This is a genomic window from Chryseobacterium hilariae (assembly GCF_051400735.1).
Classification (GTDB): Bacteria; Bacteroidota; Bacteroidia; order Flavobacteriales; family Weeksellaceae; genus Chryseobacterium.
This window is the reverse complement of record NZ_JBLFFJ010000006.1, coordinates 39485-65828: the sequence shown is the minus strand read 5'-3', so window position 1 is coordinate 65828 and position 26344 is coordinate 39485. Positions and strand designations below refer to the sequence as shown.

Genomic DNA, 26344 nt, shown 5'->3' with positions numbered 1-26344 from the left:
AAATCAGTATCTTTAAACAATGAATAACCTGCCGCTTGTAAGCCTCATCATCATCACCATGAACCATGAAAAGTTCATTGAGCAGGCATGCTTGTCCGCCATTTCGCAGACCTATCCCAATTATGAAATTATTCTTCTGGATAATGCTTCAAAGGATAAGACTTTTGAAAATGCAGAGCGCGTGCTTTCCCAATTCGGTCAACATTATAAGATGATCAGGAATACCGAAAGCTTCGGCGTAGCAAAAAACCTTAACATTGCAGTTTCCCATACTTCAGGAGAATACATCTCCATACTTTCGGGAGATGACTGGTTTACAGAAGACCATCTTTCAGAAAAAGTATTATATATTGAGAAAAATCCGGTAGACTTTATTCTTTCGGACGGCTATAAATATTACCAATCGGAAGAGAAAATGACAGATGCCTATGCTCCGAAAGAGAAAAAACAGATCATAGATACCCTTAATAATTTTTTCCATGAAAACGTTTCCGAAAATAAAACGGCCAATGTAGGAACATTTGTAAAAAGAGAGCTTCTCGTGGAGTATCCGTTTGATGAAAATATCAATACTGAGGACTGGGATATGAATCTGAGATTGACGTCCAAAGGCTATAAAATTGGGTTTCTCAACAAAAAATTATTTTATTACAGAATCCTCTCCACCAGCCTTTCGAGAAACTGGAAGCTGATGAAAGATTCTTATGAAAAAGTGACCCATAAATACATTGATTACATAAAAGCAGATCAGGAGCTTTATAAAAAATACAGGCTTAAACTTATTCATTTCAAGTACGAAATCCTTTTATCAGAAACACATTCTGAATCTGAGAAAAAAAGGCTGCAAACGGAATGGAAAAAAGAAAAGTACAGAATTAAGTATAAAAACCCTGTTCTGTTCTTTAAACTGTTGATGCTTAAAAAATAAATAAAAAGGATGGAGTGAATTTTCACTTCATCCTTTTTACTGTCTAAAATCAAAAAAACCAATAACGGGAATGTAAATAATCCTTAAAACGTATAATTTTAAGTAAATTTGCACAAAATTTTTATTGAAATGGAGAAAGTAAGAGTTCGTTTTGCTCCAAGTCCTACCGGACCTTTGCATTTGGGAGGCGTAAGAACCGCATTATATGATTATCTTTTTGCCAAAAACCAGGGTGGTGAATTTGTGCTTCGAATCGAAGATACGGATACGGCAAGATATGTAGAAGGAGCTGAAGACTATATAGAAGAAGCTTTAGAATGGTGCGGAATCGTTCCTGATGAAAGTCCTAAGAAAGGAGGAAAATTTGCACCTTACAGACAGTCTGAAAGAAGGGATATCTACGACAGATATACAGAACAGATACTGAAAACAGACTATGCCTACATCGCTTTTGACACGCCTGAAGAGCTGGATGCCATCCGTGCTGAGTTCGAAGCTGAAGGAAATGTTTTCTCTTATGACAACAAAACCAGAAACCGACTAAGAAACAGTATTGCCCTTTCCGAAGAGGAGGTTCAGAAATTACTGGATGAAAAAACACCTTACGTGGTAAGATTCAAGATGCCGGTTGACAGAACATTAAACCTTCAGGATATCATCCGCGGGAATTCTTCCGTGAACACCAATACACTGGACGATAAAGTTCTTGTAAAGAACGACGGAATGCCTACTTATCATTTTGCCAACATCATTGATGACCATGAAATGGAAATTTCCCACGTGATCCGTGGAGAAGAATGGCTGCCATCTTTAGGGCTTCACACTTTATTATATGAAGCTATGGGCTGGGAAGCTCCTCAGTTTGCCCACCTGTCTTTAATCCTGAAGCCTGATGTATCAACTCTAATTAATAAAGATAATATCGACAGCATCACAAAATCTTTTGCAGAAGAATTTGTCTTGAAAAACAGCCAGTTTTCCTTTGATGAATCAGCAGAGCTTATCAAATCATTCTTTGCAGAAGTAAAAAGTCCAAGATTTAAATCAATGCTGGCCGAGAACGATAAAGATAACCCATTAACAGCTTCTGTAAAGCAGTTTTTAAAGAAAGGGCTTTCCGGAAAACTAAGCAAAAGAGACGGGGACAAGTTTGGATTCCCTGTATTCCCGCTGGATTTCAAAGATCCTTCCACGGGAGCTATTTCCAAAGGATATAGAGAAAACGGATATCTTCCTGACGCATTCATCAATATGGTTGCCCTGTTAGGCTGGACTCCTTCAGATGATAAAGAAATTCTGTCACTGGAAGAAATGGGCAAAGAATTCGATCTTCACAAGGTGCATAAGGCAGGTGCCAGATTCAGCAAAGAAAAATCCGAATGGTTTAATCATCAGTATATCCAGATGAAATCTGACGAAGATCTTCTTCAAATGTTAAAAGATACAGGCCTTAACCTGGCTGATGCTTCTGATAAAAAATTAATAAAGATCATCGGTTTGATGAAAGAAAGAGCTACCTTTCCTAAAGATATTTATGAAAACGGAAAATTTTTCTTCGAAGGTCCGGTTTCTTATGAGGAAAAAGCATCAAAAAAAGCCTGGAACGAAGAAACTTCTACTGTTTTAGGGGAATTAGCTGAAAATTTTGCTACCACTGAATTTACCTCAGAAATACTGAAGCAGACAGTCCACGATTTCGCGGAAAACAAAGGCCTGGGGATGGGAAAAGTGATGATGCCACTACGTTTGGCTCTAGTAGGAGAACTGAAAGGCCCTGATGTTCCGGATATCATGGAACTGATTGGAAAAGAGGAAAGTATCTCCCGAATAAACAATGCTATCAATAATTTTAAATAGTTTTTCATAATTTTTCATAAATTTGAAAGATTTAATTTACTTCAAGAAATGGAATATTTAAGTTTCGAACTTCCTATAAAAGATCTGATGGATCAACTTCAGACTTGTTCTTTAGTAGGAGAAGAAAGTGGTGTTGATGTAAAATTAGCATGCAGCCAGATTGAGGATAAGATTTTGGAAAAGAAAAAAGAAATCTACGAAAATCTTACCCCTTGGCAAAGAGTACAACTATCCCGTCATCCTGATCGTCCTTATACAATTGACTATATCAACGGAATGGTAGATAAAGGAAGTTTTCTGGAACTTCACGGCGACAGGAATTTCGCAGACGACCCTGCAATGATCGGCGGTTTGGCGACATTGGATGGTCAGAAAGTAATGATCATAGGAACCCAGAAAGGGAGAACCACCAAAGAAAGACAGTACAGAAGATTCGGAATGCCTAATCCTGAAGGATACAGAAAAGCTTTACGACTGATGAAGCTTGCTGAGAAATTTAAAATCCCTGTAGTGACTTTAGTAGATACTCCGGGAGCTTATCCTGGATTAGAAGCTGAAGAAAGAGGACAGGGTGAAGCCATTGCCAGAAATATTTTCGAAATGGTTCAGCTTAAAACTCCGATTTTCACTTATATTATTGGTGAAGGAGCGAGCGGCGGAGCTTTGGGAATAGGTGTCGGAAACAAAGTATACATGCTTGAAAACACGTGGTACACTGTAATCGCACCGGAAAGCTGTTCTTCTATCTTATGGAGAAACTGGGATCACAAGGAAGATGCGGCCAACGCATTAAATCTTACTCCGAAAGATGCTTTAAGAGAAAAATTCATTGACGGTATTATTGAAGAACCACTTGGAGGCGCTCAATATGATCCGGAAACAGCTTACCTGAATCTGAAAAATTCAATTTTACAGAATATCAAAGCTTTTTCAAAATTCTCAGGACAGGAACTTGAAACCCAAAGGCAGGAGAAATTCATTGCAATGGGACAGTTTAAAGGATAAAAAAATAAAAACGGTTAAGAGATTTCTTAACCGTTTTTATTTATAGCTTAGTTTCTTCTTACTTAATTAATCAGCTACATTAAGGGCAATTTCAATATCCTGAGTAACTTTCTTGATCGAAGAATATTTTGCATCACACACCATTGTAGTCAGTACATATTCACCTTTATCTATCAGGATAAAATTCTGTCCTTTTGCCGGAACAGTTAGATTATAGTATTTTTTTCCGCTTATTTTTACGATCAGGTTACAGCTTGATCTGTTCTTGATATTGACATAAGCCTCATTCTTATTCATATCATTATTAAAAATGTGGGTAAGCATTGCTGCCGTTTTTTTATGGGCTTCACTAGGTTCTGATTTGGCAACCCCGGCAGTTTTTGCGGAACTTGTGGAACCAACGCTTGCCAGTCTCTCTTCTTTCAAAGCCTTTATAGCATCATTTACCTTATCCGTGTTCTTATTTTCAGCAGATGTTTTATTGACCGCTACTACCTTACCGCTGTTAAGCTCATTATTCTGAACAATTTTTTCTATTTTCTCTTTACTGATCGGCTTAATCGTAGGTTTGGCTTCAGGAGAATTATCGGCCATGATCATTTCAATCAGTTTTCTTTTAAAATAATCCGTTTTGGCGTGTCCGGGATTCTGTTTTAGAAAACCGGCAATCACTCTGGCCTCTTTCGAAGCTTCGGCATCCTGCTCTGTATAGATAATTACAGTTTCTTTTTCTACAACAGCTTTGGATTTCGATTTCTTCTTTTTTTGAGAGAAACCTAAGGTAAAAATGCATAGAAATATAAGTAGAAAGATTTTTTTCATTAATCAAGTCTTAAATAATATTAAATATATCAATAACGTGAAAAGTCATTTTTTAGTTTATCATTAAAATCATTATCTTTGCACTGCTTTAAAATTAAGCTAAAAATTAATACTAATCATAAATAAAAAAATAATAGATATTATGTCTTATACACCAGTTGCTGCAGACGTAGCGAAATTAAGAAACCAGACAGGTGCAGGTATGATGGACTGCAAGAAAGCTCTAGTTGAAGCAGAAGGAGACTTCGAAAAAGCAGTAGATATCCTTAGAAAAAAAGGACAGAAAGTAGCTGCAAACAGAGCTGACAGAGAATCTTCTGAAGGTGCGGTAATCGCTAGAGTAAACGAGGACAACACTTTAGGTGTGGTAATCTCTCTAAACTGCGAAACTGACTTCGTTGCAAAAAATGAAGCTTTCATTGAGCTGGCTTACGAATTTGCTGAAATGGCGATCTTCGCGGCTACTAAAGAAGAGCTTTTAGCTACAGATTTCCACGGAATGACTGTTGCTGAGAAATTAATTGAGCAGACAGGTGTTATCGGTGAAAAGATCGAGATCGGAGCTTTCGAAAGAATCGAAGGACCATTCTTGGGAGCTTACATCCACGCCGGAAACAAAATTGCTGCTATCACTGCCCTTTCTGCTAAGGTAGACGGAGCTGACGAAGTTGCTAAATCTGTTTCTATGCAGGTTGCTGCGATGAACCCTATCGCTTTGGATGAAACCAGAGTTTCTCAGGAAACTATCGATAAAGAATTAGAAATCGAAAGAGAACTTCTTGTAAAAGAAGGTAAACCAGAGAACATTATCGACAATATCCTTAAAGGTAAAATGCAGAAATTCTACAAAGACAACACATTGGTACACCAGTCTTTCATTAAAGACGGAAGTATTTCTGTTGCTGACTATGTAAAATCTGTAAACGGAGACCTTAAAGTAACAGGATTTGTAAGAGTAAGCCTAACTTAATTATCTTTCAAAGAAAATACTGATCCCGGTGAAATTCACCGGGATTTTTTATGTGTTATACCGGATCAAGTTGATAATAACTATATATGAAACGGAAAAAGTAAACGGAAGAACTCTTCTTATCAGTAGATGATCACCTGAGCAGAGCCTTATACGAGATTACCAGTTTCATATTCCTGATGGCTTTTAATTAAAAATCATGATTAATTTTTAACTTTTGTTGTATTTATTTAACACTATTTCAAATATTATTTTAAATTTGTAGAAATCCTAATTCCACACACATGAAAAGATTTCTACTCAGCTTAGTATTACTTCTTTTATCAATTAATACACTCTTTGCGCAAAGGGATACGGAACACTGGTTTGCTCCCATGGCCGCTAAATCGAATGCTCTCAGCAGTCCTAAACAGGCGTTATATTTTTCTACAGATTCTGCAACACCATTTCCTGTAGAAATATACAGCAATAATATACTACTTGGAACAGTGACTATCATGAAAGGCGATCCTAAAACATTTGATATTACCACATCTACAATGATTACATTGGATACAGCTGAAATGTTTACACCAATCGGTAAGGGAATCTATACTAGAGGAGCAAAACCATATTACGCTAATTTCAGATTTAGTGTTACTAGCCACGGGGAAATATTAACTTCCAAAGGCAAAGCAGGTATTGGAAAAAAATTCTATGCTGCATCCTCTCCAATGACCGGGCAAAACACCCACATTTTGAACTTTACAGCTGGTGTTTTGGCTACAGAAGATAATACAACGGTTACTGTTTCCGGATATGATTCAGGGATACAGTTCTCTAACGGCAGCACAGGAACTACTGCACCAACACTTACATTTACCCTTAATAAAGGGCAGGCATATATTATAGAAGGCAGAGAAAATAACGGAACCAATGCCTTCGGCTTCATCGGTGCTAAAATAGAGTCTAATAAACCTGTATCAATTACTAACGGTAACTTTAACGGACAGTTTGCACTCCCTCCAAGTGCAGGTTCCGCCGGCTCTGATATTATCATGGACCAATCCGTTCCTGTAGACAGACTAGGAAACGAATTCGTTCTTGTAAAAGGAAATGGAGACAACAATGACGGTGATGAAGACGCACTGATCATCGCAACTGAAGATAACACACAAGTATTCCTCAATGGATCTACCACTCCTGTCCAAACCCTGAATGAAGGAGAATGGGTAAGAGTAGGTCAGGGACCGGGTAATACTTATGTATTTCCATACATTGATCAGGGAAATTCTCATTTCAATATGCATATCAAAACCTCTAAAAATGCATATGTATATCAGCTTCTGGCTGGTCTTCCGAACAGTACGGCAACAGAAGGATTCAATTACATTCCTCCTTTGAACTGTTTCCTGCCCAAAAAAATCGATGAGATAGGATTGATCAATCAACTTCCTGAAACTTTTTCAAGTGGTACAAAAAATGTAAAATTAAATATCCTTACTGAGACAGGAGCGACTGTAACAGTAAATGGAACCACTCCTCCAGCTACACAGGGCCCCTTCCCTGCAACAGGAACTACAGCATGGGTATCTTATTCTATTCCCAACATATCAGGGAATGTTACGGTTGTTTCCACAAAAGCAGTTACTGCAGGTATTTCTGCAGGAAGTGGTGCTGTAGGATATGGCGGGTATTTTGCAGGATTCTCTTCAATCCCGGTAATTACCAAGCGTTCCGGAGAATGTGCTCCCGGTATTGTACTTGAAGTGGATGATACTTATGAAGGCTATCAGTGGTTCTTAAACGGAACAGCTATTGCAGGGGCAACAACCAATACGTTCTCACCTACAACTTCCGGAAACTATACGGTAAAAGTAACAATGGGTACATGCCCACCCGTTACTACCCCAATCTATAAGGTATTTACCTGTTTAAAACTTACTACGCAAACACTGAATGCATGTTCTACAAAGATAATTACGCCGGCGTTTACATCTTCAACACAGACTCCTGTAACAAGTACGCTGGTGATTATTACTCCACCGGCACATGGTACCGCTGTAATAAATCCAAACGGAACAATTACCTACACTCCTACTACTAATTATTATGGACCGGATAAGATTGTATATAAATTCTGTGGTAATGCTACTGAATTTATAGACTGTGAACAGGTTACTTTAAATCTTACTGTTGTACCATTCGTAGTGAGAGATGCAATAATCTCAGCATGCCAGTATGATGTAGATCCGTATGCTTATTTCGATCTTACTAAAGCCAGCATTACTGACTATAATGCAGTAATTAAAAAATATTATCCAACATTGGCTGATCTTACTGCCGGGACTAACGAAATCACGATTCCCCAGAACTATCCGTCTACCGGAGGATTTGTGTATGTAAAAGTTACAACTAACGAAGGATGTACAGCGAATGCAAAAATTCAGCTGATTGCTCTTCCGATAAAAAGATCAGCACTTCTTGTTGACCAGTTTATCTGTGCAGACGCCACGACAGATCTGGATGCGGGTCCTGGATATGACTCATATCTATGGAATACCGGAGCTACAACATCTTCTATTCAAAATGTAGGTATTGGAGAATATTCTGTAATTCTGGGCAAAAACGGATGTTTGCTGCCTCAGATTGTAAGAGTAAGAAAAGCTGAAGATCCGGTAATCACTAAAATCGAAATTTCTAACACAACAGCAACAGTAATTGTAAACGGAGGAAAAGCTCCATATAAATATGCAGTAGATTCACCTTCTAACTGGCAGGATTCCAATGTATTTACAGGACTTACAAGAGGTCAGCATACTTTCTATGTAAAAGATACTTACAATTGTGATCCTACTTCAGTGGAAGTAACGATTCCTAATTTATTAAATGCCATTACTCCTAACGGTGATAATAAAAATGATTTTATAGACTATAGCGAATTAGCTTATAAGGAAAATCTTTCTTTTGTAATATATGACAGATACGGGAATATGGTATTTACCGGAAACAAATTCAATAATTACAAGTGGGACGGAAAACATTATGACAAAAAACTGCTAACAGGAACTTATTGGTATCATATCAACTGGAATGAGACTAACAAAGAAAAAACTCCTATTCACTATACAGGATGGATTTTAGTTAAAAACATTGAATAAGCTATTTCTGTCAACAAATAATTAACCGCGACTTGAAATCGCGGTTTTTTTTGAAACAAATCAATATTTTTTTTAAACATTTTATAATCCCACATTAAATATTCTCTTATTTTTGCGACAATCCTAAATTCCTAATAAATGAAATATTTTTTACTCACTTTTCTTTTGCTGTTCACAACAGCTAACTCACTTTTTGGGCAGAGAGATACGGAGCATTGGTTTGCCCCTATGGCGGCCCGAAGTACAAATATTATAAATCCACAACAGGCTTTATATTTCTCTACAGACTCCACTACCCCTTTTCCTGTAGAAATTTACAGTAATAATACTCTGCTGGGAACAGTGACCGTCTCCAAAGGAGCTCCCCAGACATTTACAATTCCGTTAGGAAGCATTATTACCGGTAATACTTCTGAACTGTTCACTCCCATAAGCAAAGGAATATATACAAAAGGAACAAAACCTTATTTTGCAACCTTGAGATTTTCTGTAAGCAGCCATGGAGAAATTCTTACATCTAAAGGAAAAGCAGGGATCGGCAAAAAGTTTTATGCGGTAGTTTCGCCTATAGAAAATCCTATAGTGGCCCTGAATTTTACTACCGGAGTGATGGCCACAGAGGACAATACTATTGTTACTGTTTCAGACTATTCTCCCGACGTTATATTTACCAACGGATGGACTGGTGTGACCAATCCTTCTTTGACATTTACCCTCAATAAAGGCCAATCCTACATTATTGAAGGAGTTGGTGATAAAGCAGGAAACAAAGAAGGCTTTATCGGTGCTAAAATAGAAGCAGACAAACCTATTTCTGTGACCAACGGGAATTTCAACGGCCAATTTGCCATTATTCCACCAGGTGGATTTTTTGATGGGGCAGATATCGTCATGGACCAATCCGTTCCTACGGACAGACTGGGAAACGAATTCGTTCTTGTAAAAGGAAACGGAGATATCAGTGAAAGAATGGAAGATGCCCTGATTGTAGCCACTGAAGGCGGTACACAGGTATTCATTAACAATGGTGCAACACCCGTAATCACACTGAATGAAGGAGAAAGCTACAGAGTGAATAAGTTATCCAATACCAATTACATTAATCAGGGGAATAACCACTACAACATGTACATTAAAACAACAAAAAATGTTTATGTGTACCAGCTACTCGCAGGTGTTGCAACGAGTAACGCTACTATCGGGTTCAATTATATTCCGCCTTTGAACTGTTATCTTCCAAGAAGAATCGATGAAATAGGAAATATTAATATTCTTCCACCTACAACCAACAGTGTTAAATTAAATATCCTGACAGAAACAGGAGCCGCAGTTACTGTGAACGGAGCTCCCCCTCCTGCTGCTCAGGGACCATATCCTGTATCAGGAACTTCATCCTGGGTGTCCTATTCCGTACCAAACGTTACCGGAAATGTAACAATCACCTCTTCAAAAGCGGTAACAGCAGGAATCTCCGGAGGAAGTGGCGTAGTAGGTTATGGCGGATATTTTGCAGGATTCTCTTCTATTCCTGTCATTGCCAAACAGACTGGCGACTGCATTCCGGGAATCGTATTGGAAGTAGATGACAGCTTTGATTCTTATCAGTGGTATAGAAACGGCACTCCTATTACCGGAGCGGTAGCCAATTCTTATATTCCTACACAGTCGGGTAATTATACTGTAAAAATTACGGTAGGCTCATGTCCTCCGATAACTACTCCGGTATATAAAGTATTCACTTGCCTTACGGAAACTACATTGAACGAAACGGTGTGCGACGGCGTTAAGCTGATTGTTCCAACATTTACAAATTCTACACAGTCTGTAGTTCCGGGCAGCGTAATCATTGTGACCCCACCTGTTAACGGTAATGCGGTAGTTGACCCTGCCACAGGCGTTATCAGCTATGCTCCTGCTTACAATTATGTAGGCCCCGATTCTTTTGTTTATAAATTTTGTGGAAATAATCCTGACTTTACGGACTGCGAGGAAGTAACATTAAATTTAACAATTTCTGAGAGTCCTATTGTTACCAATGCCTCTTTAAGAACATGTTATCTGGAAGCAAATCCGGCTACAGGATTATTTAATCTTACTAACGCTTCAGTAACCGTACAGCCGGGAGTTATCAAAAAATATTATCCTTCTCCTACAGATGCTCACAACAGTACGAATGAAATTCTAAATCCGGCAAATTATATTGCTCCTACCGGGGTTGCCTATGTAAAAGTAATCAATGCCAACGGATGTTACAGAATTGCAGAAGTTTCACTTACTGTTCTTCCACCTGTAAAATCTACTTTTCTTGTTGACAAGATCATTTGTATAGAAGACAAAACAACACTTGATGCCGGTCCTGGTTTCAACGGTTACGAATGGAGTACGGGGGCTACAACACAATCCATCCAAAATGTCGGCGTAGGAACCTATTGGGTAAAGTTGAAAACCGGCGATTGTATTACGCTTCAGACGGTGAAAGTATATGCTTCCGAGCAGCCGGTGATTTCCAATATTGATATTTCGAGCACCACAGTTACTGTGTATGCAATAGGCGGAACCCCTCCATATCAATATTCAATAGATAATATCCAATGGCAGGATTCCAATATATTTACAGATGTGGCAAGAGGAATATCTGCCGTATATGTAAAAGACAGTTACAACTGCGATCCAATAAAAGTAGAAATTACCATTCCTAATCTAATCAATGCTATTACCCCTAATGAAGACGGGGTAAATGATGTCCTTGACTATTCATTATTATCAGGCAAAAAAGATTTGGAATTCACTATTTTTGACAGATATGGAAGCAAAATATTCCAGGGAGATAAATCAAACGGTTATAAATGGGATGGTACTTTGGGTGGCAGCAAAAGAGTTCCTACCGGAAATTACTGGTTTGAGATCCATTGGAATGAACCTGCTGGTAAACAGACTGCTGTAAAATATACAGGCTGGATTTTAGTAAAAAGCAGAGAGTAAATACTGAAAAATATAACTTTACAAACCGCGATTTTAACGTCGCGGTTTTTTTATTAATTTTTCAAGCCATGAATTCATTTTATTATTAAATTTGTGTTAAACTCCCCTTCTGAATGAAAAAAATTCTATCTTTTTTATTTATACTTTCTTTTTTCACCTTTACCTTAGCCCAATTGGATAGGGAACACTGGTTTGCACCGATGATGGATAGGAGTTTAAGCCCCAATCCTTATCAGAAATTATACTTGTCTACCAACAGAACAACCCCTTTCCCTGTCAGCATATATAACAATAATGTTCTTATCGGAACGGTAAATATCAGCAAAAACAATCCCCAGAAATTTGATGTCCTAAGAAACTATATCATTACCACCAATCAGGCAGACCTGTTTACCCCAACTACAAAAGGATTATATCTAAAGGCAGATTTTCCTTTTTATGCTAATCTCAGATTTTCAGTATTCAACCATGCAGAGATCATTACTTCGAAAGGAATACCTTCCACAGGAAAAAACTTCTATGCTGCAAATGCTCCCATTACGGTTAGTAATACCATCTTAAACTTTATGACCAGCGTTCTTGCAACTGAGGATAATACAACAATTACAGTCTCTGGATATGAGCCAACGGTACAGTTTTCAAACGGAACCACTGGTATTACAAACCCAACCATGACTTTTACCCTCAATAAAGGACAATCATACATTATTGAAGGTACAGGTACGGCAAATACTGATGGCTTTATTGGTGCTAAAATAATCGCCAATAAGCCTGTGAATATCACCAATGGAAATTTCAATGGCCAGTATGCCGGGAACTATCCTACAAGCTCGGATATTTTAATGGATCAGGCTGTACCTGTTGAAAGACTTGGAACTGAGTTTGCTTTAGTAAAAGGAAACGGCAGAATCGGCTCCAATATGGAAGGCGCTATTGTGATTGCCACTGAGGACAATACGCAGATCTTTGTCAATGATGAAATTCCTCCCCTTACCACTCTAAATGCAGGACAGTATTTTATTATTCCTGATTCAAAGTATAAACTACAGGCAGGGGTTCATTATAATCTCTACCTTAAAACATCCAAAAATGCCTATGTATATCAGATTCTCGCCGGAGATTCCGTTTCAGGAAGTGAGGTAGCAACCGGTGGGTTCAATTTTATTCCGGCACTGAACTGCTATCTTCCCAAGCAAATCAATGAATTGGGTTTTATTGATGAAAACTTTGTTCATTCCATTGCAAATCCTTCGGGGATCCTTAATATTCCGACTAAACTGAATCTTATTACAGAAAAAGGGGCCAATGTCACGGTAAACGGCGCTGTTCCACCGGCAACAACAGGTCCATTCGATATGACAGGTACAGCCAACTGGGTTACATACGGTATTCCCAATGTTACCGGAACAATCACTATAGTTTCTAACAAAGCAATTACCGCGGGAATTAATGCCGGAAGTAATGCTGTAGGATATGGAGGCTTTTTCGCAGGTTTTCCTACACAGCCTGTTATTTTAAGCTCAGGAGGAACTTGTGCTCCCGGCATTGTGCTTACTGTAGACCCTGTTATTTATGATACCTATCAGTGGTATGTAAACGGAACTCTTATTCCCGGAGCTACGGGAGCGTCCATCAGCCCTGCACAGGCTGGATTTTACACCTGTTCTGTGACGATGGGAAATTGTGCACCTTTGGTGACAGAGCAGTTTAAAGTACTGAATTGTACAAAACTGACCACATCAACCTATAATGTCTGCAGCACAAAAACCATCACTCCGGCATTCACCAGTTCTGCACAAGCACCCGTACCTTCTACCGTAGCTATTGTTAATGCTCCCACATTGGGAACGGCAGTTATTGATCCCGCAACAGGTATCATTACTTATACCGTCAACACTCCCGGAACAGTCGGGACAGATACTTTTACCTATACTTTCTGCGGAAATGATCCTGTTTTTCCTGACTGTGAAACAGTAACTGTCACCGTCAATGTTCTGTCTCTTATCGTAACAAATGTTACATTATATGCCTGTAATATTAATGGACAGGGAACTTTTAACCTTACTTCTGCCAATGTAACCAATAACTCACCGGTAACTATTACCTACTATCCTACCTTAGCAGATGCCCAGACTGAAAACCCAGGGGCACTTATCACCTCGACGACCGCCTATACTGCCCCAGACGGCACTATTGTATATGCTGTGGTAAAAAATAACCTGGGCTGTAAAAGTATTGCTCAGATTACCCTTTCTTTATATAACCTGGCTATTATAACGAACAATTATAACGGTATTTTCTGTGATGACAATATGGACGGAACAGTCACCGTCACATTATCCAGCATAACAGGTATTGTGCTGAATAATCCCGGTTACTTTACCAACGTAAGATATTATGCATCCCTTGCTGATGCTAATGCTGGAAACAACAATACTCTTCCTAATAACTGGAGCTATACAGCTACAACTACCATTTACATCAGAGTAGAGTCTCCGGACGGCTGCGCCGTTGTTGTAAAACCTTTACAGTTCAGCATCGGAGCCCGTATTCCATTATTAACACCTTCAGCCGTAACAAGCATTTGTGATGATGATCTTGACGGGATAAAAGTGTTCAATCTCGCACAGTTTATCCCACAGTTTACAGCAGACCCAAATGTGACTTATACTTTTCATGGAAGTTTAGCTGATGCTCAGAATGACATTAATCCTATATCAGCAACCGTTAATATTACAGGTACGCAGACCTTTTATATCAGATTTGAGAAAAATGGGGTTTGCCCTGAGGTTGCATCTATTAAAATCACCGTTAAAGCCCCTAAAAAATCTGACCTTTTAACGGACAAAATTATCTGTCTAAAAGCTACTACTACATTAGATGCAGGTCCAGGGTTTGAAAAATATCTTTGGAGTACAGGAGCGACTTCTCCCTCTATTTCCAATGTTCCTGTGGGAAGCTACTGGGTAGAGCTTACATTCAATGGTTGTGTTTACAAGCAATATGTTAACGTTACAGAATCCCTTCTTCCTGTAATTACTTCCATTGAGATCAATGGATCTACGGTAACGATTGGAGTAAGCGGTGGCGTACCTCCATATCAATATTCACTGGACGGGGTAAGCTGGCAGAACTCAAATGTTTTCAACAATGTACCGAGAGGAAGCCACAAGGTCTTTGTAAGAGATTCTAAGTTATGTGATGAAGTAGACAAGGCATTTGCTATCATCAATTTAATCAATACCATTACTCCTAACGGTGACGGACATAATGATGAGATAAACTATTCTGCTTTAATGAGCAACACGAATCTGGAATTCAGGATATTCGACCGCTATGGAGCCGAAGTCTTTAGAGGAAACCCAAGCAACCGATATACCTGGGACGGAAGAATGGGCGGAAGACCTGTACCCACAGCTACTTACTGGTATTTCATCACCTGGACAGAATTTGGCACTTCTAATCCTATAAAATACACAAGCTGGCTGCTTGTAAAACGCAAATAATGGAATGATTTGATTTAAATCTCATGATACCGTTTTTATTCATCAACGTTTATAACATTCATTAACAGTTAAGTATTAAAGTTTAATATAACTTTAACCTGCAATCACTATCTTAATAGGTATAAATTGCTGTATTTCTACGTAATTTTGCCCTAATTATATGAAGAAGCTAATTACCCTTTTGCTGCTGGTTTTTCTGGCAAAAATCAAAGCACAGACATATTCCGGAGAGGTATTTTTAAGAGACAACTCGATCTTGTATCTCAACCAGGTTTACGTGACCAATCTGAATACTCAGAAAACGGTACTTACCGATTACAACGGTACTTATAATATCCCTGCAGCTCCCGGAGATGTGATCCGTTTTACGTCTATTGTTACAGAACGAAAAGATGTAAAGCTTACCCCACAGATGATGCAGCAGAAAAATATCATTGAATTAAAAATTGCTTATTACGAAATTCAGGAGATTGTGTTAAGCAGATTCAAGCCCACCGGAAATCTCAGGTATGATGTAAATTCTATCAGAAAAGAAGACAAAGGGCTGGCTATCAAAAAAGTGATTGGACTGCCGGAACCTAAAGGTGACGGAACCTCTCCTGAACTTCCGGTTGCCGGGTTAAGAGACGGCGGACTTACTTTCAGCCTGGAAAGCATCTATGACATTCTTTCAGGTGACAGAAAGAAAAAACAGCGTTACATGGCTTATGAAAGGATGAATAATTCTGTGGCCCAGATTAAGAATTATCTTGGTAAGGATTATTTTGCCAAGTTCAAAATTCCTGACAATCTTATTGATAATTTCCTTCAGTTTGTTTATACATCAGAAAATATTGAAGCGTATGTCCTGTCCGGTAATTTTGAGGCGATAAAGATTCCTATCGAAAAGTATCTGCCGATTTATCAGAAAAGACTTAAGACTTCAAATCTTCAGGAAGTAATTAAATAGGTGTTTAAATTTTAAGAAATGTTTACTGTTTATAATTTATGGTATACATTTCTTTTTTTATTTAAAAATATGTTTAATTTTATCTCACAATGACGCGTCTAAAATAAAAACAACAGTATCCCGTTATTGTAATAAACTAATGGGCCAAAACACAAATTAAGAAAGAACATCAGCTTTTAACTTAATATTTGTTAATGAAAAAATTACTTTTACTATTTATTTCTGTTCTATTTTTTAATCTGTCTGCCCAAAAAAGAGGGAAAGACTACACTAATATTTTAAAAAGTAAAAATATCTATGAGATCAATGCTTTTCTCAGAGATGCACATCCTGATGACCCCCGAAGGTCTGTACTGAAACCCAGGGTGATGGAAATGATGACGCAATACATTAAAGACGCTCATCCTGCAGACCAGAAAGTGAAAGATATGCAGGAAATGCTTGCCCTGCTGAAAAGAAGACCGTCTACAAAGATCAGTTTTGATGAAATGAACGCCATTATCAAACAAAAACAGATCGCTAAATATAAGGCAGAGCTTGCTGCCAAACAACCTACGGTAGTGTATACGCCAAGTACTACTCAAAATGCTTTTGTTGTCAATACAGCTGCCAATGCTGCTGTTCCGAACGCTGAGGCTGAAGAGTTCAATATGCTGATGGCTGTAAATCCTGTGGAGCACAAAAATAAAACGGTAAAAATATTAAACTCCCTATTCGATAATGACCCGAACAGCAAGGAAAGCATTGTTCTTATTAAGAATAACTCTGACTGCAATATCATTGTAAGGATGGAAGGAGTGGGAAATACCAAATACAGACTTGCCGTTCCTGCCCATGATGAAAGCACAATTGTTATAACCAAAGGACAATATCTCTTCACAAGTCTCGTATGCGGCGCACAGTATGCTTCCCAAAAAACTATAGAAAAAGCTATTATGGTAGCATTGGGAACTTCCGCGGCACAGTAAGCCCATTATAAATACGCCCAGATCTAGTCTTTTATGTTTAAAAGGCAAGGAAATCTATGTAAAATTTGCTATTTTTGCAGGATTTTATAAATGACTCGATGGGCAAAAATAAATTAGCAAGATTCGCTGAAAACAAGATTTTACCAAATGTTATCCAACCCACAAGAGAGGATGCATTAAATGGTTTTCCGCTTAAAGGAAACTGGAGAAAGGATTTCTTTAAGAACGAAAATCCAATCGTACTTGAATTAGGCTGTGGAAAAGGAGAATATTCCGTAGGTCTTGCGAAAACCTTCCCTGAAAAAAACTTCATCGGAATAGATATTAAAGGAGCCAGATTCTGGTTCGGAGCCAAGGAAGCTGTGGATAACGGAATGACTAATGTGGCATTTCTCAGAACCCAGATCGAGCTTGTAGATCATTTTTTTGCAGAAAATGAAGTTGATGAAATTTGGATCACGTTCCCAGATCCTCAGATCAAATACAAACGTACCAAACACAGGCTTACTCATCCTGACTTTTTGGAACGGTACAAAAAATTCCTGAAACCTGGTGGAATCATTCATCTGAAAACGGATTCGGAATTTCTGCATGGCTATACATTAGGCTATTTGCAGGGTGCCGGCTACGAAATCATTACAGCCCATCATGATATTTACGGTGCACCTGAATATGATCCGAATACGGAACATCTCAGAGACATAAAAACCTATTATGAAGAGCTTTTTTCGGCTAAAGGAAAAACAATAACTTATATAAAATTCCGGATAAGCTAATGGAATAACACAACAATTGATGAAAAAAATTTTAATGTCCCTCCTCTTCTTTTTCCTGGTTTCGGGTTTTGCTTCGGCGCAGAAAAAACATAAGGATATCCTAAAAAGCACAAATACAAAAGAAATTGAAGAATATCTTAAGAATGCACACCCTGATGACCCAAAAAGATATGTGCTAAAACCTAAACTTATTGCCTTAAAGAATTCCAATTGGACAAAAGGTGCTAAAACCGCAAAGCCAATGGAAGCCAGACCGGTAATGACTGATATCCCGAACAGATTCATGAGAAATTCAAACTCTAATGATGCGGAAGAGTTTAAAAGGCTCATCGCCGAAACTTCTGATCAGCATAAAGACAAAACGGTAAAGCTCCTGAATGCTATGTTTGATGAAGACATTACCAGTAAAGAGGCTGTGCTGCTGTTTAGAAATAATTCAGACTGCAATATCATCCTGAGAATTGAAGGGAAAAATTTCTACAACCTGGCAGTTCCTGCACATGGTGAGAATTTTATCATTCTCAATAAGGGTTCTTATACACTCAACAGTAATGTCTGTGATGTAAAATACTCCTCTCAGAAAGACATAAAAAAAAGTATATTTGTAGTGATTGAAAACCCCGGTACGCCCAGGCCTGATGCAAATAGAGATGCAGCAAAAGATCAAAAGGAAGCTGCACCGGTGAAATCTTCAAAAAAGAAAAGATCAAAAAAATAAACTGTATGAAAAAGCTATCCGCTTTCTCCGGAATTTTACTTATCATTATAAGCTGCAGTACCAGCTACAGCAGTTATCCTAGCTATCCCATAAGAACTTCTTCAAGTCCGGGAAGTACTGTGATGAGTACGGAAAGAGAATACGCAGAGCTTATTAAGACCTATAAACCTGAAACAGCAGATGTTTTAACAGACCTTCTTAATGAGGATTCTCCCGGCAATCCCAGAACTTCTATTTCAGTGGAAAATAAATCTCCCTGCAACATGGTTCTTACTGTGAGCAGCACCGGATTCTTTAAAAAGATCCCGATAGGCTCCGGAAAAGTTGGGTATACAATGGTTCCTAAAAACCGGAATTACAGACTCTCCGGAATGCTCTGTAACTCTTCTTACGATTCTACAAAGTACATCACAACATCTTATGCTATAAAGATCAGCAATTAAAATAAACCCTGCTCATTGAGTGAGGTTCTTATATTAACCTGAGGCCGTTCCCGGTAAGAAAATCTGCGAAATCTGTTTATTTTTATTGCAAAGGCAAGCAAGCCATATCAGGATATGAAACCAAAAAACGCTGGACAAAATCCAGCGTTTTTCCTATATTAAAGAAAATCTTTAATTATTCAGCATCGAAATCAGCATCTGTTTCAGCAGATACTTTTTCTCCTTCTTCTTTAGATTTTTCTTTATCAGCTTTTCTTTGAGACTGTCCTTCTTTGATAGAATCAGAAACAATGTTTAAGATCATATCGATAGATTTAGAAGCATCATCGTTTCCTGGGATAACGAAGTCTACTTTTCTAGGATCAGAGTTTGTATCAACAATACCGAAAACTGGAATACCTAATTTCTTAGCTTCAGTTACAGCGATATGTTCTCTCATGATATCTACAACGAAGATTGCAGAAGGAAGACGAACCATGTCAGAGATAGACCCTAAGTTTTTCTCTAGGTTAGCTCTTTGTCTGTCAACCTGTAATCTTTCTTTTTTAGATAAAGTTTCGAACGTACCGTCTTTTTTCATTTTGTCGATATGGTTCATTTTCTTTACAGCCTTTCTGATTGTAACGAAGTTCGTTAACATACCACCAGGCCATCTTTCTGTAATATAAGGCATATTAAGTTCAGCAGCATGTTTTGCAACCACTTCTTTCGCCTGCTTCTTAGTAGCTACGAAAAGAACTTTTTTACCTGCAGAAGTTAATTTTTCTAAAGCACTACAAGCTTCGTCCAATTTAACTGCTGTTTTATGTAAGTCTACAATGTGAATACCGTTTTTCTCCATAAAAATGTATGGAGCCATATTTGGGTTCCACTTTCTGGTCATGTGACCGAAGTGTACGCCAGCCTCTAAAAGGTCTTTTACATTTGCTTTTGCCATGTTTTCTGTTTTTGTTAGTTTACTTTCCGTCTTTTAAACAATCAACAACTTCTTTAGATGGGAGAAGTGTTTGGATGCTAAACGTAACGGGCAATTTTTTTGTTTTGATAAATAGATATTAGATACAAGACAACAAACCAAATACATTCTGAAATCTGAAATCCTGCATCTGAAGTCTGAAAATTAACGTTTTGAGAATTGGAATCTCTTTCTTGCTTTTTTCTGACCTGGCTTCTTTCTTTCCACCATTCTTGCGTCTCTTGTAAGTAAACCAGCTGGCTTCAAAGCTAATCTGAATTCAGCATTGATTTCACATAAAGCTCTTGAAATACCTAATCTGATAGCTTCTGCCTGACCTGTATTACCACCACCGAAAACATTTACGGTAACGTCATACTGACCAACAGTTTCAGAAAGGATAAACGGTTGGTTCAACTTGTAAACCATCACGTCTGTAGAGAAATAAGTTGCAGCATCTTTACCGTTTACTGTAATAACACCAGAACCTGGTCTTACATAAACTCTAGCTACAGAAGTTTTTCTTCTTCCGATTTTGTGAACTATAGACATAATTAATTATTTAAATTCGTTAACATTAATTGTTTTAGGCTGTTGAGCTTCATGTTTGTGCTCAGTTCCTTCATATAGATAAAGGTTCTTCAATAAAGCAGATCCTAATCTGTTTTTTGGTAACATACCTTTTACAGATTTTTCCAATACTTTTAAAGAATCTTTCTTCTGAAGTTCAGCCGCAGTCATAGACTTCTGCCCACCAGGGTAACCTGTATGCCAGATGTAAGTCTTATCAGCCCACTTATTTCCGGAAAGCGTAATTTTCCCAGCATTCAAAACGATCACGTTATCACCACAATCTACGTGAGGTGTAAAGTTCGTTTTGTGCTTACCTCTCAAAATCTTTGCAACCGTAGAAGCTAGTCTTCCTAACGGCTGTCCTTCAGCGTCTACCACAACCCATTCTTTATTAGCAGTAGCTTTGTTCGCTGAAACAGTTTTGTAACTTAATGTATTCACACGTTTTAGTTAAAGATTAAACATAATTTTCCCCTAAAAGGGTGTGCAAAGGTACAAATTATTTTTGTAACCCAAAAACATATTTTATTTAATCTGTCCTACTTCCGGATTTTAATTCCTTTTGATTGATTATCAACAACTGACTTTACATATGGCTTGTAAAATGATGTCTGATGAAAACATTTCAAAAAATTCTAAAAACGCAAAGAGTTTAGAAATTAACTCGTTATTTATTAACTTTACTTTAAAGATTTTCCTTAAAGCTTATTAATATGATTATTTATTTCGCGAAATATTTATATTTGTGCCCAAAGTTCTAACTATCCATGAGCCACGGAAAAATAAGAGAAGATAAAACCTGCCTGAACTGCGGGCACCAGGTTGAAGAAAAATTCTGCCCGCACTGCGGACAGCAAAATATAGAAAGCCGCCATCCTTTTTACTATCTGTTCACTCACTTTTTTGAAGACTTCACACATTATGACGGCCAGTTTTGGGGAACTATGAAAAATCTGCTTCTTAAGCCTGGCAGACTTACAAAGGTGTATCTCGAAGGAAAAAGACAGCAGTTTGTCCCGCCGGTGAAGCTTTACATCTTTATCAGTTTTATAACATTTCTCTTTATTTCATTTCAGATAACAGATTTAAATTTCGGAAAGGAAAATTCCCGCCAGGCAAAAGAAATCAATAAAGAGATTCAAAAAGAAGCCGCTAAAAATAAAGCTGTAAATGAGGCTTTACAGTCCCCGGAAGCACTAAAGGCGGATTCCCTTACCGGCGGAATGCTAACTCGTGCATTAGATTCCAGCCAAGTTAAAAATACAGCTCAAGATGATGTAGATGTTGAAAATATATTTAAAGAGAATAAGAGCATTACAAAATCTTTAGGACTGCAGTCTATGAAGGATTTTGATAAGAAAGATCAAAAGAACGGACACAAATATCAGACTTTTCGTCCTTTCGTAGCTAAAATCTTTGAATTGGAAGAAAAAGGTCATTCTCCTAGTGAGATTATCAATATGTTTATTAAGAGTTCTGTTCACAATTTACCAAAAGCTCTTTTCATATACCTTCCTCTGTTTGCTTTTCTGCTATGGATATTTCACAGTAAAAAAAAGTGGTGGTATTTTGACCATAGTGTTTTTACTCTCCATTATTTTTCCTTTTTATTATTGCTGACCCTTCTTCTTTTTGTACTGAATAAGATGTTTAGCTATTTTGATGAAACAAGCAGCTTTGCCATTATTATGAAATGGTTACTGACTACAGGAGCTACTGTTTATGCAGGATGTTATTTTTTTGTAGCTCATTATAAGACCTATCGCACGCACCCTGCCCTGACTATTTTAGTAGGTGCTATTCTATTCTTTATCAACACCGTTTTATTTACATTCTTATTAATGGGCTTGGGAATCGTTAGCTTTTTATTAATGCATTAACTACGCAGGGACTTGTTTGCCCTAAAACTAGCAATCAGGTAATAGGCTACAAAAACCGTGGAAAACTTCAGGATAGACGGAATGGCAAGCTCAAGGTTGAATATGAATGTTCCAATGAGCACCAAAATACCCATTGCGACAAAGGAAATACCTAATTTTTGCGGCAACGTAAAATTGGGTGTATCCAAATAATAAGCAATTCCCCATGCTATTCCAAAAGACAGGGCATAATATATATCAAGACCGATATTATCCGAACTGTAAAAAAAATAATTAATAAGGAAACTGAGAACGGTTCCTAAAGCAAAATACATCCAAGCCTTTTTCATAGTATATATATTAATACTGCAAAAATAGATAATTTACTTATCATTTTTAAATGATCAATCATTAAGCAGGGAAAAAACAAACCCACACAACACAACCTAAATACTGTAAATCAATGCCTTAAATAAAACCACAAGGTTCTTATTTTATTATTATATTTGGAAATTCAGAAATTTTCTAGATTTTTTATGGAAACCCAAAAATATACTCCAACCAACAAAGTGAGAATCGTAACAGCGGCGTCATTATTTGACGGACACGATGCTGCGATCAATATCATGCGCCGCGTGATCCAGGGAACAGGATGTGAAGTGATCCACCTTGGCCACGACAAATCAGCTGAGGAAGTTGTTAACACAGCCATCCAGGAAGATGCCAATGCCATTGCATTAACTTCATACCAAGGCGGCCACAATGAATATTTTAAATACATCTACGACCTTTTAAGAGAAAAAAACTCCCCGCAGATTAAAATTTTCGGCGGCGGCGGCGGTGTAATCCTGCCTGAAGAAATTGAAGATATCATGTCTTACGGAATCGACAGGATTTATTCTCCGGATGATGGCCGTGAACTTGGTTTACAGGGAATGATCGATGATTTGGTTAAAAGATCAGATTTCGCAACCGGAAAAGATGTAACCGCTGATGATCTGGATTCAATTAGTTTTGAAAATTCCACAAGCATTGCTAAAGTCATTTCTGCCGTTGAAAACTTCTCAGAAGAAAAACCGGACTTGGTAAAAGCAATTGACGAGAAATCAAAAGATCTAAATATTCCTATCATTGGTATCACAGGTACTGGTGGAGCGGGAAAATCTTCATTAACAGATGAACTGGTAAGACGTTTTATCCGTTCAAATCCTGATAAAAAAATCGCCATTATTTCCATTGACCCTTCTAAAAAGAAAACAGGAGGCGCTCTTTTGGGAGACAGAATCCGTATGAATGCAATTAATGATCCTAGAGTTTATATGCGTTCGATGGCTACTCGAGAAAACAATGTTTCCGTTTCTCCGTTCATTCATTCTGCACTGAATGTTCTGAAGCTAGCTCATCCTGATGTAATTATACTGGAAACTTCGGGTATCGGACAATCCGGATCGGAAGTATCTGATTTTGCAGATGTTTCCATGTATGTGATGACTCCTGAATACGGAGCATCCACTCAGCTGGAGAAAATTGACATGTTAGATTATGCAGATTTAGTGGCTTTAAATAAATCTGACAAACGTGGTGCTCTTGATGCGCTTCAGGCAGTAAGAAAACAGTTCCAGAGAAACCATTTATTGTGGGAACAGCAACTGGATGAAATGCCTGTATATGCTACAAAAGCATCTCAGTTCAATGACCACGGAACCACAGAGCTATACAACAGATTAATTTCAAAAGTAAACGATAAGTTTTCAGGCTTAGATTTAAAAACTTTTGCTGAACAGGAAATTACAGATGAAGTAACTATCATTCCTCCAAAAAGAGTTCGTTACCTTTCTGAAATTGTTGAAAACAACAGACAATATGACGCCAATGTTGAAAAACAGGCTGAATTAGCAAGGAAAATGTATCATATTGAAGGAGTAAAAAATTTCCTTTCCAATGAAGCTTTAGACGCTGAATATCAAAAAGCAGAAAAAAATCTTCAACAAGAAAATATTGACTTCTTAAGAACCTGGGATGATACAAAAAAGGCATTCCACGAAGAGTTTTATTCTTATTTCGTAAGAGGAAAAGAAATTAAAGTGGAAACTTCAACCGAATCTTTATCCCACTTAAGAATTCCAAAGATTGCTTTACCAAAATATACGGACTGGGGCGATCTGATCAAATGGAAAGGCCAGGAAAATCTTCCTGGAGGATTCCCGTACACTGCAGGAATTTATCCATTCAAAAGAACAGGAGAAGATCCGACAAGAATGTTCGCCGGAGAAGGTGGACCAGAAAGAACCAACAGAAGATTCCATTACGTTTCTGCGGAAATGGACGCAAAACGTCTATCTACAGCGTTTGACTCCGTGACTTTATACGGACAAGATCCAGCTTTACCACCGGATATTTATGGTAAAATCGGAAATGCAGGAGTTTCCATCGCAACGCTGGATGATGCTAAAAAACTGTATTCCGGATTTGATCTGGTGAATGCAATGACTTCTGTTTCAATGACGATCAACGGACCAGCTCCGATGCTGCTGGCTTTTTTCATGAATGCTGCCATTGATCAGAATGTTGAAAAATATATTGCTGAAAACAAGCTTGAGTCTAAAGTTGAAGCCGTTTTAAAAGCAAAATTTGATGACAGAGGTTTAGAAAGACCTAAATATAACGGAGAACTTCCTCCTTCCAACAATGGTTTAGGATTAAAATTATTGGGAATTACAGGAGATGAAGTGATTCCGGCAGATGCTTATGCTGAAATTAAGGCTAAAACCATCGCGACAGTTCGCGGAACGGTTCAGGCTGATATTTTAAAAGAAGACCAGGCTCAGAATACCTGTATTTTCTCCACTGAATTTGCCTTAAGACTAATGGGCGACGTTCAGGAATATTTTATCACGGAAAAAGTTAGGAACTTCTACTCCGTTTCTATTTCAGGATATCATATTGCAGAAGCAGGCGCGAATCCGGTTTCCCAGCTGGCATTTACATTAGCAAATGGTTTCACGTATGTGGAATATTATTTGTCAAGAGGAATGGATATCAATGATTTTGCACCGAACTTATCTTTCTTCTTCTCTAACGGGATTGACCCTGAATATTCAGTGATCGGCCGTGTTGCAAGAAGAATATGGGCAAAAGCAATGAAGCTGAAATACGGAGCAGACGAAAGAAGCCAGATGCTGAAATACCATATCCAGACTTCAGGACGTTCGCTTCACGCGCAGGAAATTGATTTCAATGATATCAGAACTACGCTTCAGGCGCTTTATGCCATCTATGATAACTGTAATTCTCTTCACACCAACGCTTACGACGAGGCGATTACAACACCGACTGAGCAGTCTGTAAGAAGAGCAATGGCTATTCAGCTGATCATTAATAAGGAATTAGGATTAGCTAAAAATGAGAATCCGCTTCAAGGTTCATTCATTATTGAAGAGCTTACGGATCTTGTGGAAGAAGCAGTGTATGCAGAATTCGACAGAATTACGGAAAGAGGCGGTGTGCTTGGCGCCATGGAAACTATGTACCAGCGTTCTAAGATCCAGGAAGAATCGATGCATTACGAATGGTTGAAGCACACAGGAGAATATCCAATTATCGGAGTGAATACATTCCTTGGAAAAGACGGTTCTCCAACGGTTCGTCCGGGAGAGGTTATCCGTTCTACTGAAGAGGAAAAGCAGGTTCAGATCGAAACTTTACATAATTTCCAGAAATCCAATGAAGACAGGTCTGCAGAAGCTTTAAAACAATTGCAGTATGCAGCCATCAACCAACAGAATTTATTTGCAGTGATGATGGATGCTGTAAAATATTGCTCTCTGGGACAGATTACCAATGCTTTATTTGAAGTGGGTGGTAAGTACAGGAGAAATATGTAACGGCAAAGC

The 26344-nt window shown here is 38.1% G+C and carries 19 protein-coding genes; 14 read left to right on the top strand and 5 right to left on the bottom strand.

Features of this window, described 5'->3' with window-relative positions:
• The first annotated feature begins 19 nt into the window (after window positions 1-19).
• From ACMGDK_RS16875 to ACMGDK_RS16865, 3 genes are all read left to right on the top strand, one after another.
• On the top strand, window positions 20-928 hold the full coding sequence (locus ACMGDK_RS16875) for a glycosyltransferase family 2 protein (RefSeq protein WP_436809026.1): 909 nt from the start codon (window positions 20-22) through the stop codon (window positions 926-928).
• Between the two features lie 129 nt (window positions 929-1057).
• Window positions 1058-2785, top strand: coding sequence for a glutamate--tRNA ligase (gene gltX, locus ACMGDK_RS16870; RefSeq protein WP_436809025.1), 1728 nt, complete (start codon window positions 1058-1060; stop codon window positions 2783-2785).
• Between the two features lie 48 nt (window positions 2786-2833).
• Window positions 2834-3790, top strand: a complete 957-nt coding sequence (locus tag ACMGDK_RS16865; RefSeq protein WP_116014568.1) for an acetyl-CoA carboxylase carboxyltransferase subunit alpha — start codon at window positions 2834-2836, stop codon at window positions 3788-3790.
• A 66-nt stretch (window positions 3791-3856) separates the two neighbouring features.
• On the opposite strand, the gene ACMGDK_RS16860 is transcribed toward ACMGDK_RS16865, so the two are convergent.
• Entirely contained in the window at window positions 3857-4612 is a 756-nt protein-coding gene (locus ACMGDK_RS16860) for a DUF6759 domain-containing protein (protein WP_436809024.1), read from the bottom strand.
• Between the two features lie 142 nt (window positions 4613-4754).
• Here ACMGDK_RS16860 and tsf point away from each other — a divergent pair, with 142 nt between their 5' ends.
• The 9 genes from tsf to ACMGDK_RS16815 all read left to right on the top strand — a co-directional run bounded on the left by tsf (window position 4755) and on the right by ACMGDK_RS16815 (window position 19064).
• Entirely contained in the window at window positions 4755-5582 is an 828-nt protein-coding gene (gene tsf / locus ACMGDK_RS16855; RefSeq protein ID WP_436809023.1) for a translation elongation factor Ts, read from the top strand.
• Between the two features lie 284 nt (window positions 5583-5866).
• Window positions 5867-8722, top strand: a complete 2856-nt coding sequence (locus ACMGDK_RS16850; RefSeq protein ID WP_436809022.1) for a T9SS type B sorting domain-containing protein — start codon at window positions 5867-5869, stop codon at window positions 8720-8722.
• Between the two features lie 138 nt (window positions 8723-8860).
• Window positions 8861-11704, top strand: coding sequence for a T9SS type B sorting domain-containing protein (locus ACMGDK_RS16845; protein WP_436809021.1), 2844 nt, complete (start codon window positions 8861-8863; stop codon window positions 11702-11704).
• 113 nt (window positions 11705-11817) lie between these two features.
• The gene (locus ACMGDK_RS16840) at window positions 11818-15210 is read left to right on the top strand and encodes an FIDD domain-containing protein (RefSeq protein ID WP_436809020.1); all 3393 of its coding nucleotides are present in this window, start codon (window positions 11818-11820) and stop codon (window positions 15208-15210) included.
• A gap of 160 nt (window positions 15211-15370) precedes the next feature.
• Window positions 15371-16159 carry a hypothetical protein gene (locus tag ACMGDK_RS16835; RefSeq protein ID WP_436809019.1) on the top strand — a complete coding sequence of 263 codons (789 nt, stop codon included), beginning with the start codon at window positions 15371-15373 and terminating at the stop codon, window positions 16157-16159.
• A 194-nt stretch (window positions 16160-16353) separates the two neighbouring features.
• Entirely contained in the window at window positions 16354-17127 is a 774-nt protein-coding gene (locus ACMGDK_RS16830) for a DUF6759 domain-containing protein (protein ID WP_436809018.1), read from the top strand.
• 98 nt (window positions 17128-17225) lie between these two features.
• Window positions 17226-17903: a tRNA (guanosine(46)-N7)-methyltransferase TrmB gene (gene trmB / locus ACMGDK_RS16825; RefSeq protein WP_436809017.1), complete on the top strand. Its 678-nt coding sequence runs from the start codon at window positions 17226-17228 to the stop codon at window positions 17901-17903.
• A gap of 19 nt (window positions 17904-17922) precedes the next feature.
• Complete coding sequence (locus ACMGDK_RS16820) at window positions 17923-18621, top strand: DUF6759 domain-containing protein (RefSeq protein ID WP_436809016.1); 699 nt, start codon at window positions 17923-17925, stop codon at window positions 18619-18621.
• Window positions 18622-18626: 5 nt separating this feature from the next.
• Window positions 18627-19064 carry a DUF6759 domain-containing protein gene (locus tag ACMGDK_RS16815; RefSeq protein WP_436809015.1) on the top strand — a complete coding sequence of 146 codons (438 nt, stop codon included), beginning with the start codon at window positions 18627-18629 and terminating at the stop codon, window positions 19062-19064.
• Window positions 19065-19239: 175 nt separating this feature from the next.
• Here ACMGDK_RS16815 and rpsB read toward each other — a convergent pair whose 3' ends face one another.
• The 3 genes from rpsB to rplM form a co-directional block, all read right to left on the bottom strand.
• Window positions 19240-20001, bottom strand: coding sequence for a 30S ribosomal protein S2 (gene rpsB / locus ACMGDK_RS16810; protein WP_034723189.1), 762 nt, complete (start codon window positions 19999-20001; stop codon window positions 19240-19242).
• 183 nt (window positions 20002-20184) lie between these two features.
• Window positions 20185-20571, bottom strand: a complete 387-nt coding sequence (gene rpsI / locus ACMGDK_RS16805) for a 30S ribosomal protein S9 (RefSeq protein ID WP_045501218.1) — start codon at window positions 20569-20571, stop codon at window positions 20185-20187.
• Between the two features lie 6 nt (window positions 20572-20577).
• A complete protein-coding gene (rplM, locus tag ACMGDK_RS16800; RefSeq protein WP_034706094.1) occupies window positions 20578-21033 on the bottom strand; it encodes a 50S ribosomal protein L13 in 456 nt (151 codons plus the stop codon).
• 326 nt (window positions 21034-21359) lie between these two features.
• Here rplM and ACMGDK_RS16795 point away from each other — a divergent pair, with 326 nt between their 5' ends.
• Entirely contained in the window at window positions 21360-22472 is a 1113-nt protein-coding gene (locus tag ACMGDK_RS16795; protein ID WP_436809014.1) for a DUF3667 domain-containing protein, read from the top strand.
• Here ACMGDK_RS16795 and ACMGDK_RS16790 read toward each other — a convergent pair.
• Window positions 22469-22801: a hypothetical protein gene (locus ACMGDK_RS16790; protein WP_426046610.1), complete on the bottom strand. Its 333-nt coding sequence runs from the start codon at window positions 22799-22801 to the stop codon at window positions 22469-22471. The genes ACMGDK_RS16795 and ACMGDK_RS16790 overlap by 4 nt on opposite strands.
• 186 nt (window positions 22802-22987) lie before the next feature.
• Here ACMGDK_RS16790 and ACMGDK_RS16785 point away from each other — a divergent pair, with 186 nt between their 5' ends.
• Window positions 22988-26335, top strand: coding sequence for a methylmalonyl-CoA mutase family protein (locus ACMGDK_RS16785; RefSeq protein WP_436809013.1), 3348 nt, complete (start codon window positions 22988-22990; stop codon window positions 26333-26335).
• Window positions 26336-26344 lie beyond the last annotated feature (9 nt).

Bases quoted from the DNA above. Each gene is read 5' to 3' on its own strand.
- ACMGDK_RS16850 (WP_436809022.1), top strand. From the start codon at position 5,867: ATGAAAAGATTTCTACTCAGCTTAGTATTACTTCTTTTATCAATTAAT.
- rpsI (WP_045501218.1), bottom strand. From the start codon at position 20,571: ATGTCTATAGTTCACAAAATCGGAAGAAGAAAAACTTCTGTAGCTAGA.
- tsf (WP_436809023.1), top strand. From the start codon at position 4,755: ATGTCTTATACACCAGTTGCTGCAGACGTAGCGAAATTAAGAAACCAG.
- ACMGDK_RS16860 (WP_436809024.1), bottom strand. From the start codon at position 4,612: ATGAAAAAAATCTTTCTACTTATATTTCTATGCATTTTTACCTTAGGT.
- ACMGDK_RS16795 (WP_436809014.1), top strand. From the start codon at position 21,360: ATGAGCCACGGAAAAATAAGAGAAGATAAAACCTGCCTGAACTGCGGG.
- ACMGDK_RS16815 (WP_436809015.1), top strand. From the start codon at position 18,627: ATGAAAAAGCTATCCGCTTTCTCCGGAATTTTACTTATCATTATAAGC.
- ACMGDK_RS16875 (WP_436809026.1), top strand. From the start codon at position 20: ATGAATAACCTGCCGCTTGTAAGCCTCATCATCATCACCATGAACCAT.
- ACMGDK_RS16840 (WP_436809020.1), top strand. From the start codon at position 11,818: ATGAAAAAAATTCTATCTTTTTTATTTATACTTTCTTTTTTCACCTTT.
- ACMGDK_RS16865 (WP_116014568.1), top strand. From the start codon at position 2,834: ATGGAATATTTAAGTTTCGAACTTCCTATAAAAGATCTGATGGATCAA.
- ACMGDK_RS16835 (WP_436809019.1), top strand. From the start codon at position 15,371: ATGAAGAAGCTAATTACCCTTTTGCTGCTGGTTTTTCTGGCAAAAATC.
- gltX (WP_436809025.1), top strand. From the start codon at position 1,058: ATGGAGAAAGTAAGAGTTCGTTTTGCTCCAAGTCCTACCGGACCTTTG.
- trmB (WP_436809017.1), top strand. From the start codon at position 17,226: ATGGGCAAAAATAAATTAGCAAGATTCGCTGAAAACAAGATTTTACCA.
- ACMGDK_RS16785 (WP_436809013.1), top strand. From the start codon at position 22,988: ATGGAAACCCAAAAATATACTCCAACCAACAAAGTGAGAATCGTAACA.
- rpsB (WP_034723189.1), bottom strand. From the start codon at position 20,001: ATGGCAAAAGCAAATGTAAAAGACCTTTTAGAGGCTGGCGTACACTTC.
- ACMGDK_RS16830 (WP_436809018.1), top strand. From the start codon at position 16,354: ATGAAAAAATTACTTTTACTATTTATTTCTGTTCTATTTTTTAATCTG.
- ACMGDK_RS16845 (WP_436809021.1), top strand. From the start codon at position 8,861: ATGAAATATTTTTTACTCACTTTTCTTTTGCTGTTCACAACAGCTAAC.
- ACMGDK_RS16820 (WP_436809016.1), top strand. From the start codon at position 17,923: ATGAAAAAAATTTTAATGTCCCTCCTCTTCTTTTTCCTGGTTTCGGGT.
- ACMGDK_RS16790 (WP_426046610.1), bottom strand. From the start codon at position 22,801: ATGAAAAAGGCTTGGATGTATTTTGCTTTAGGAACCGTTCTCAGTTTC.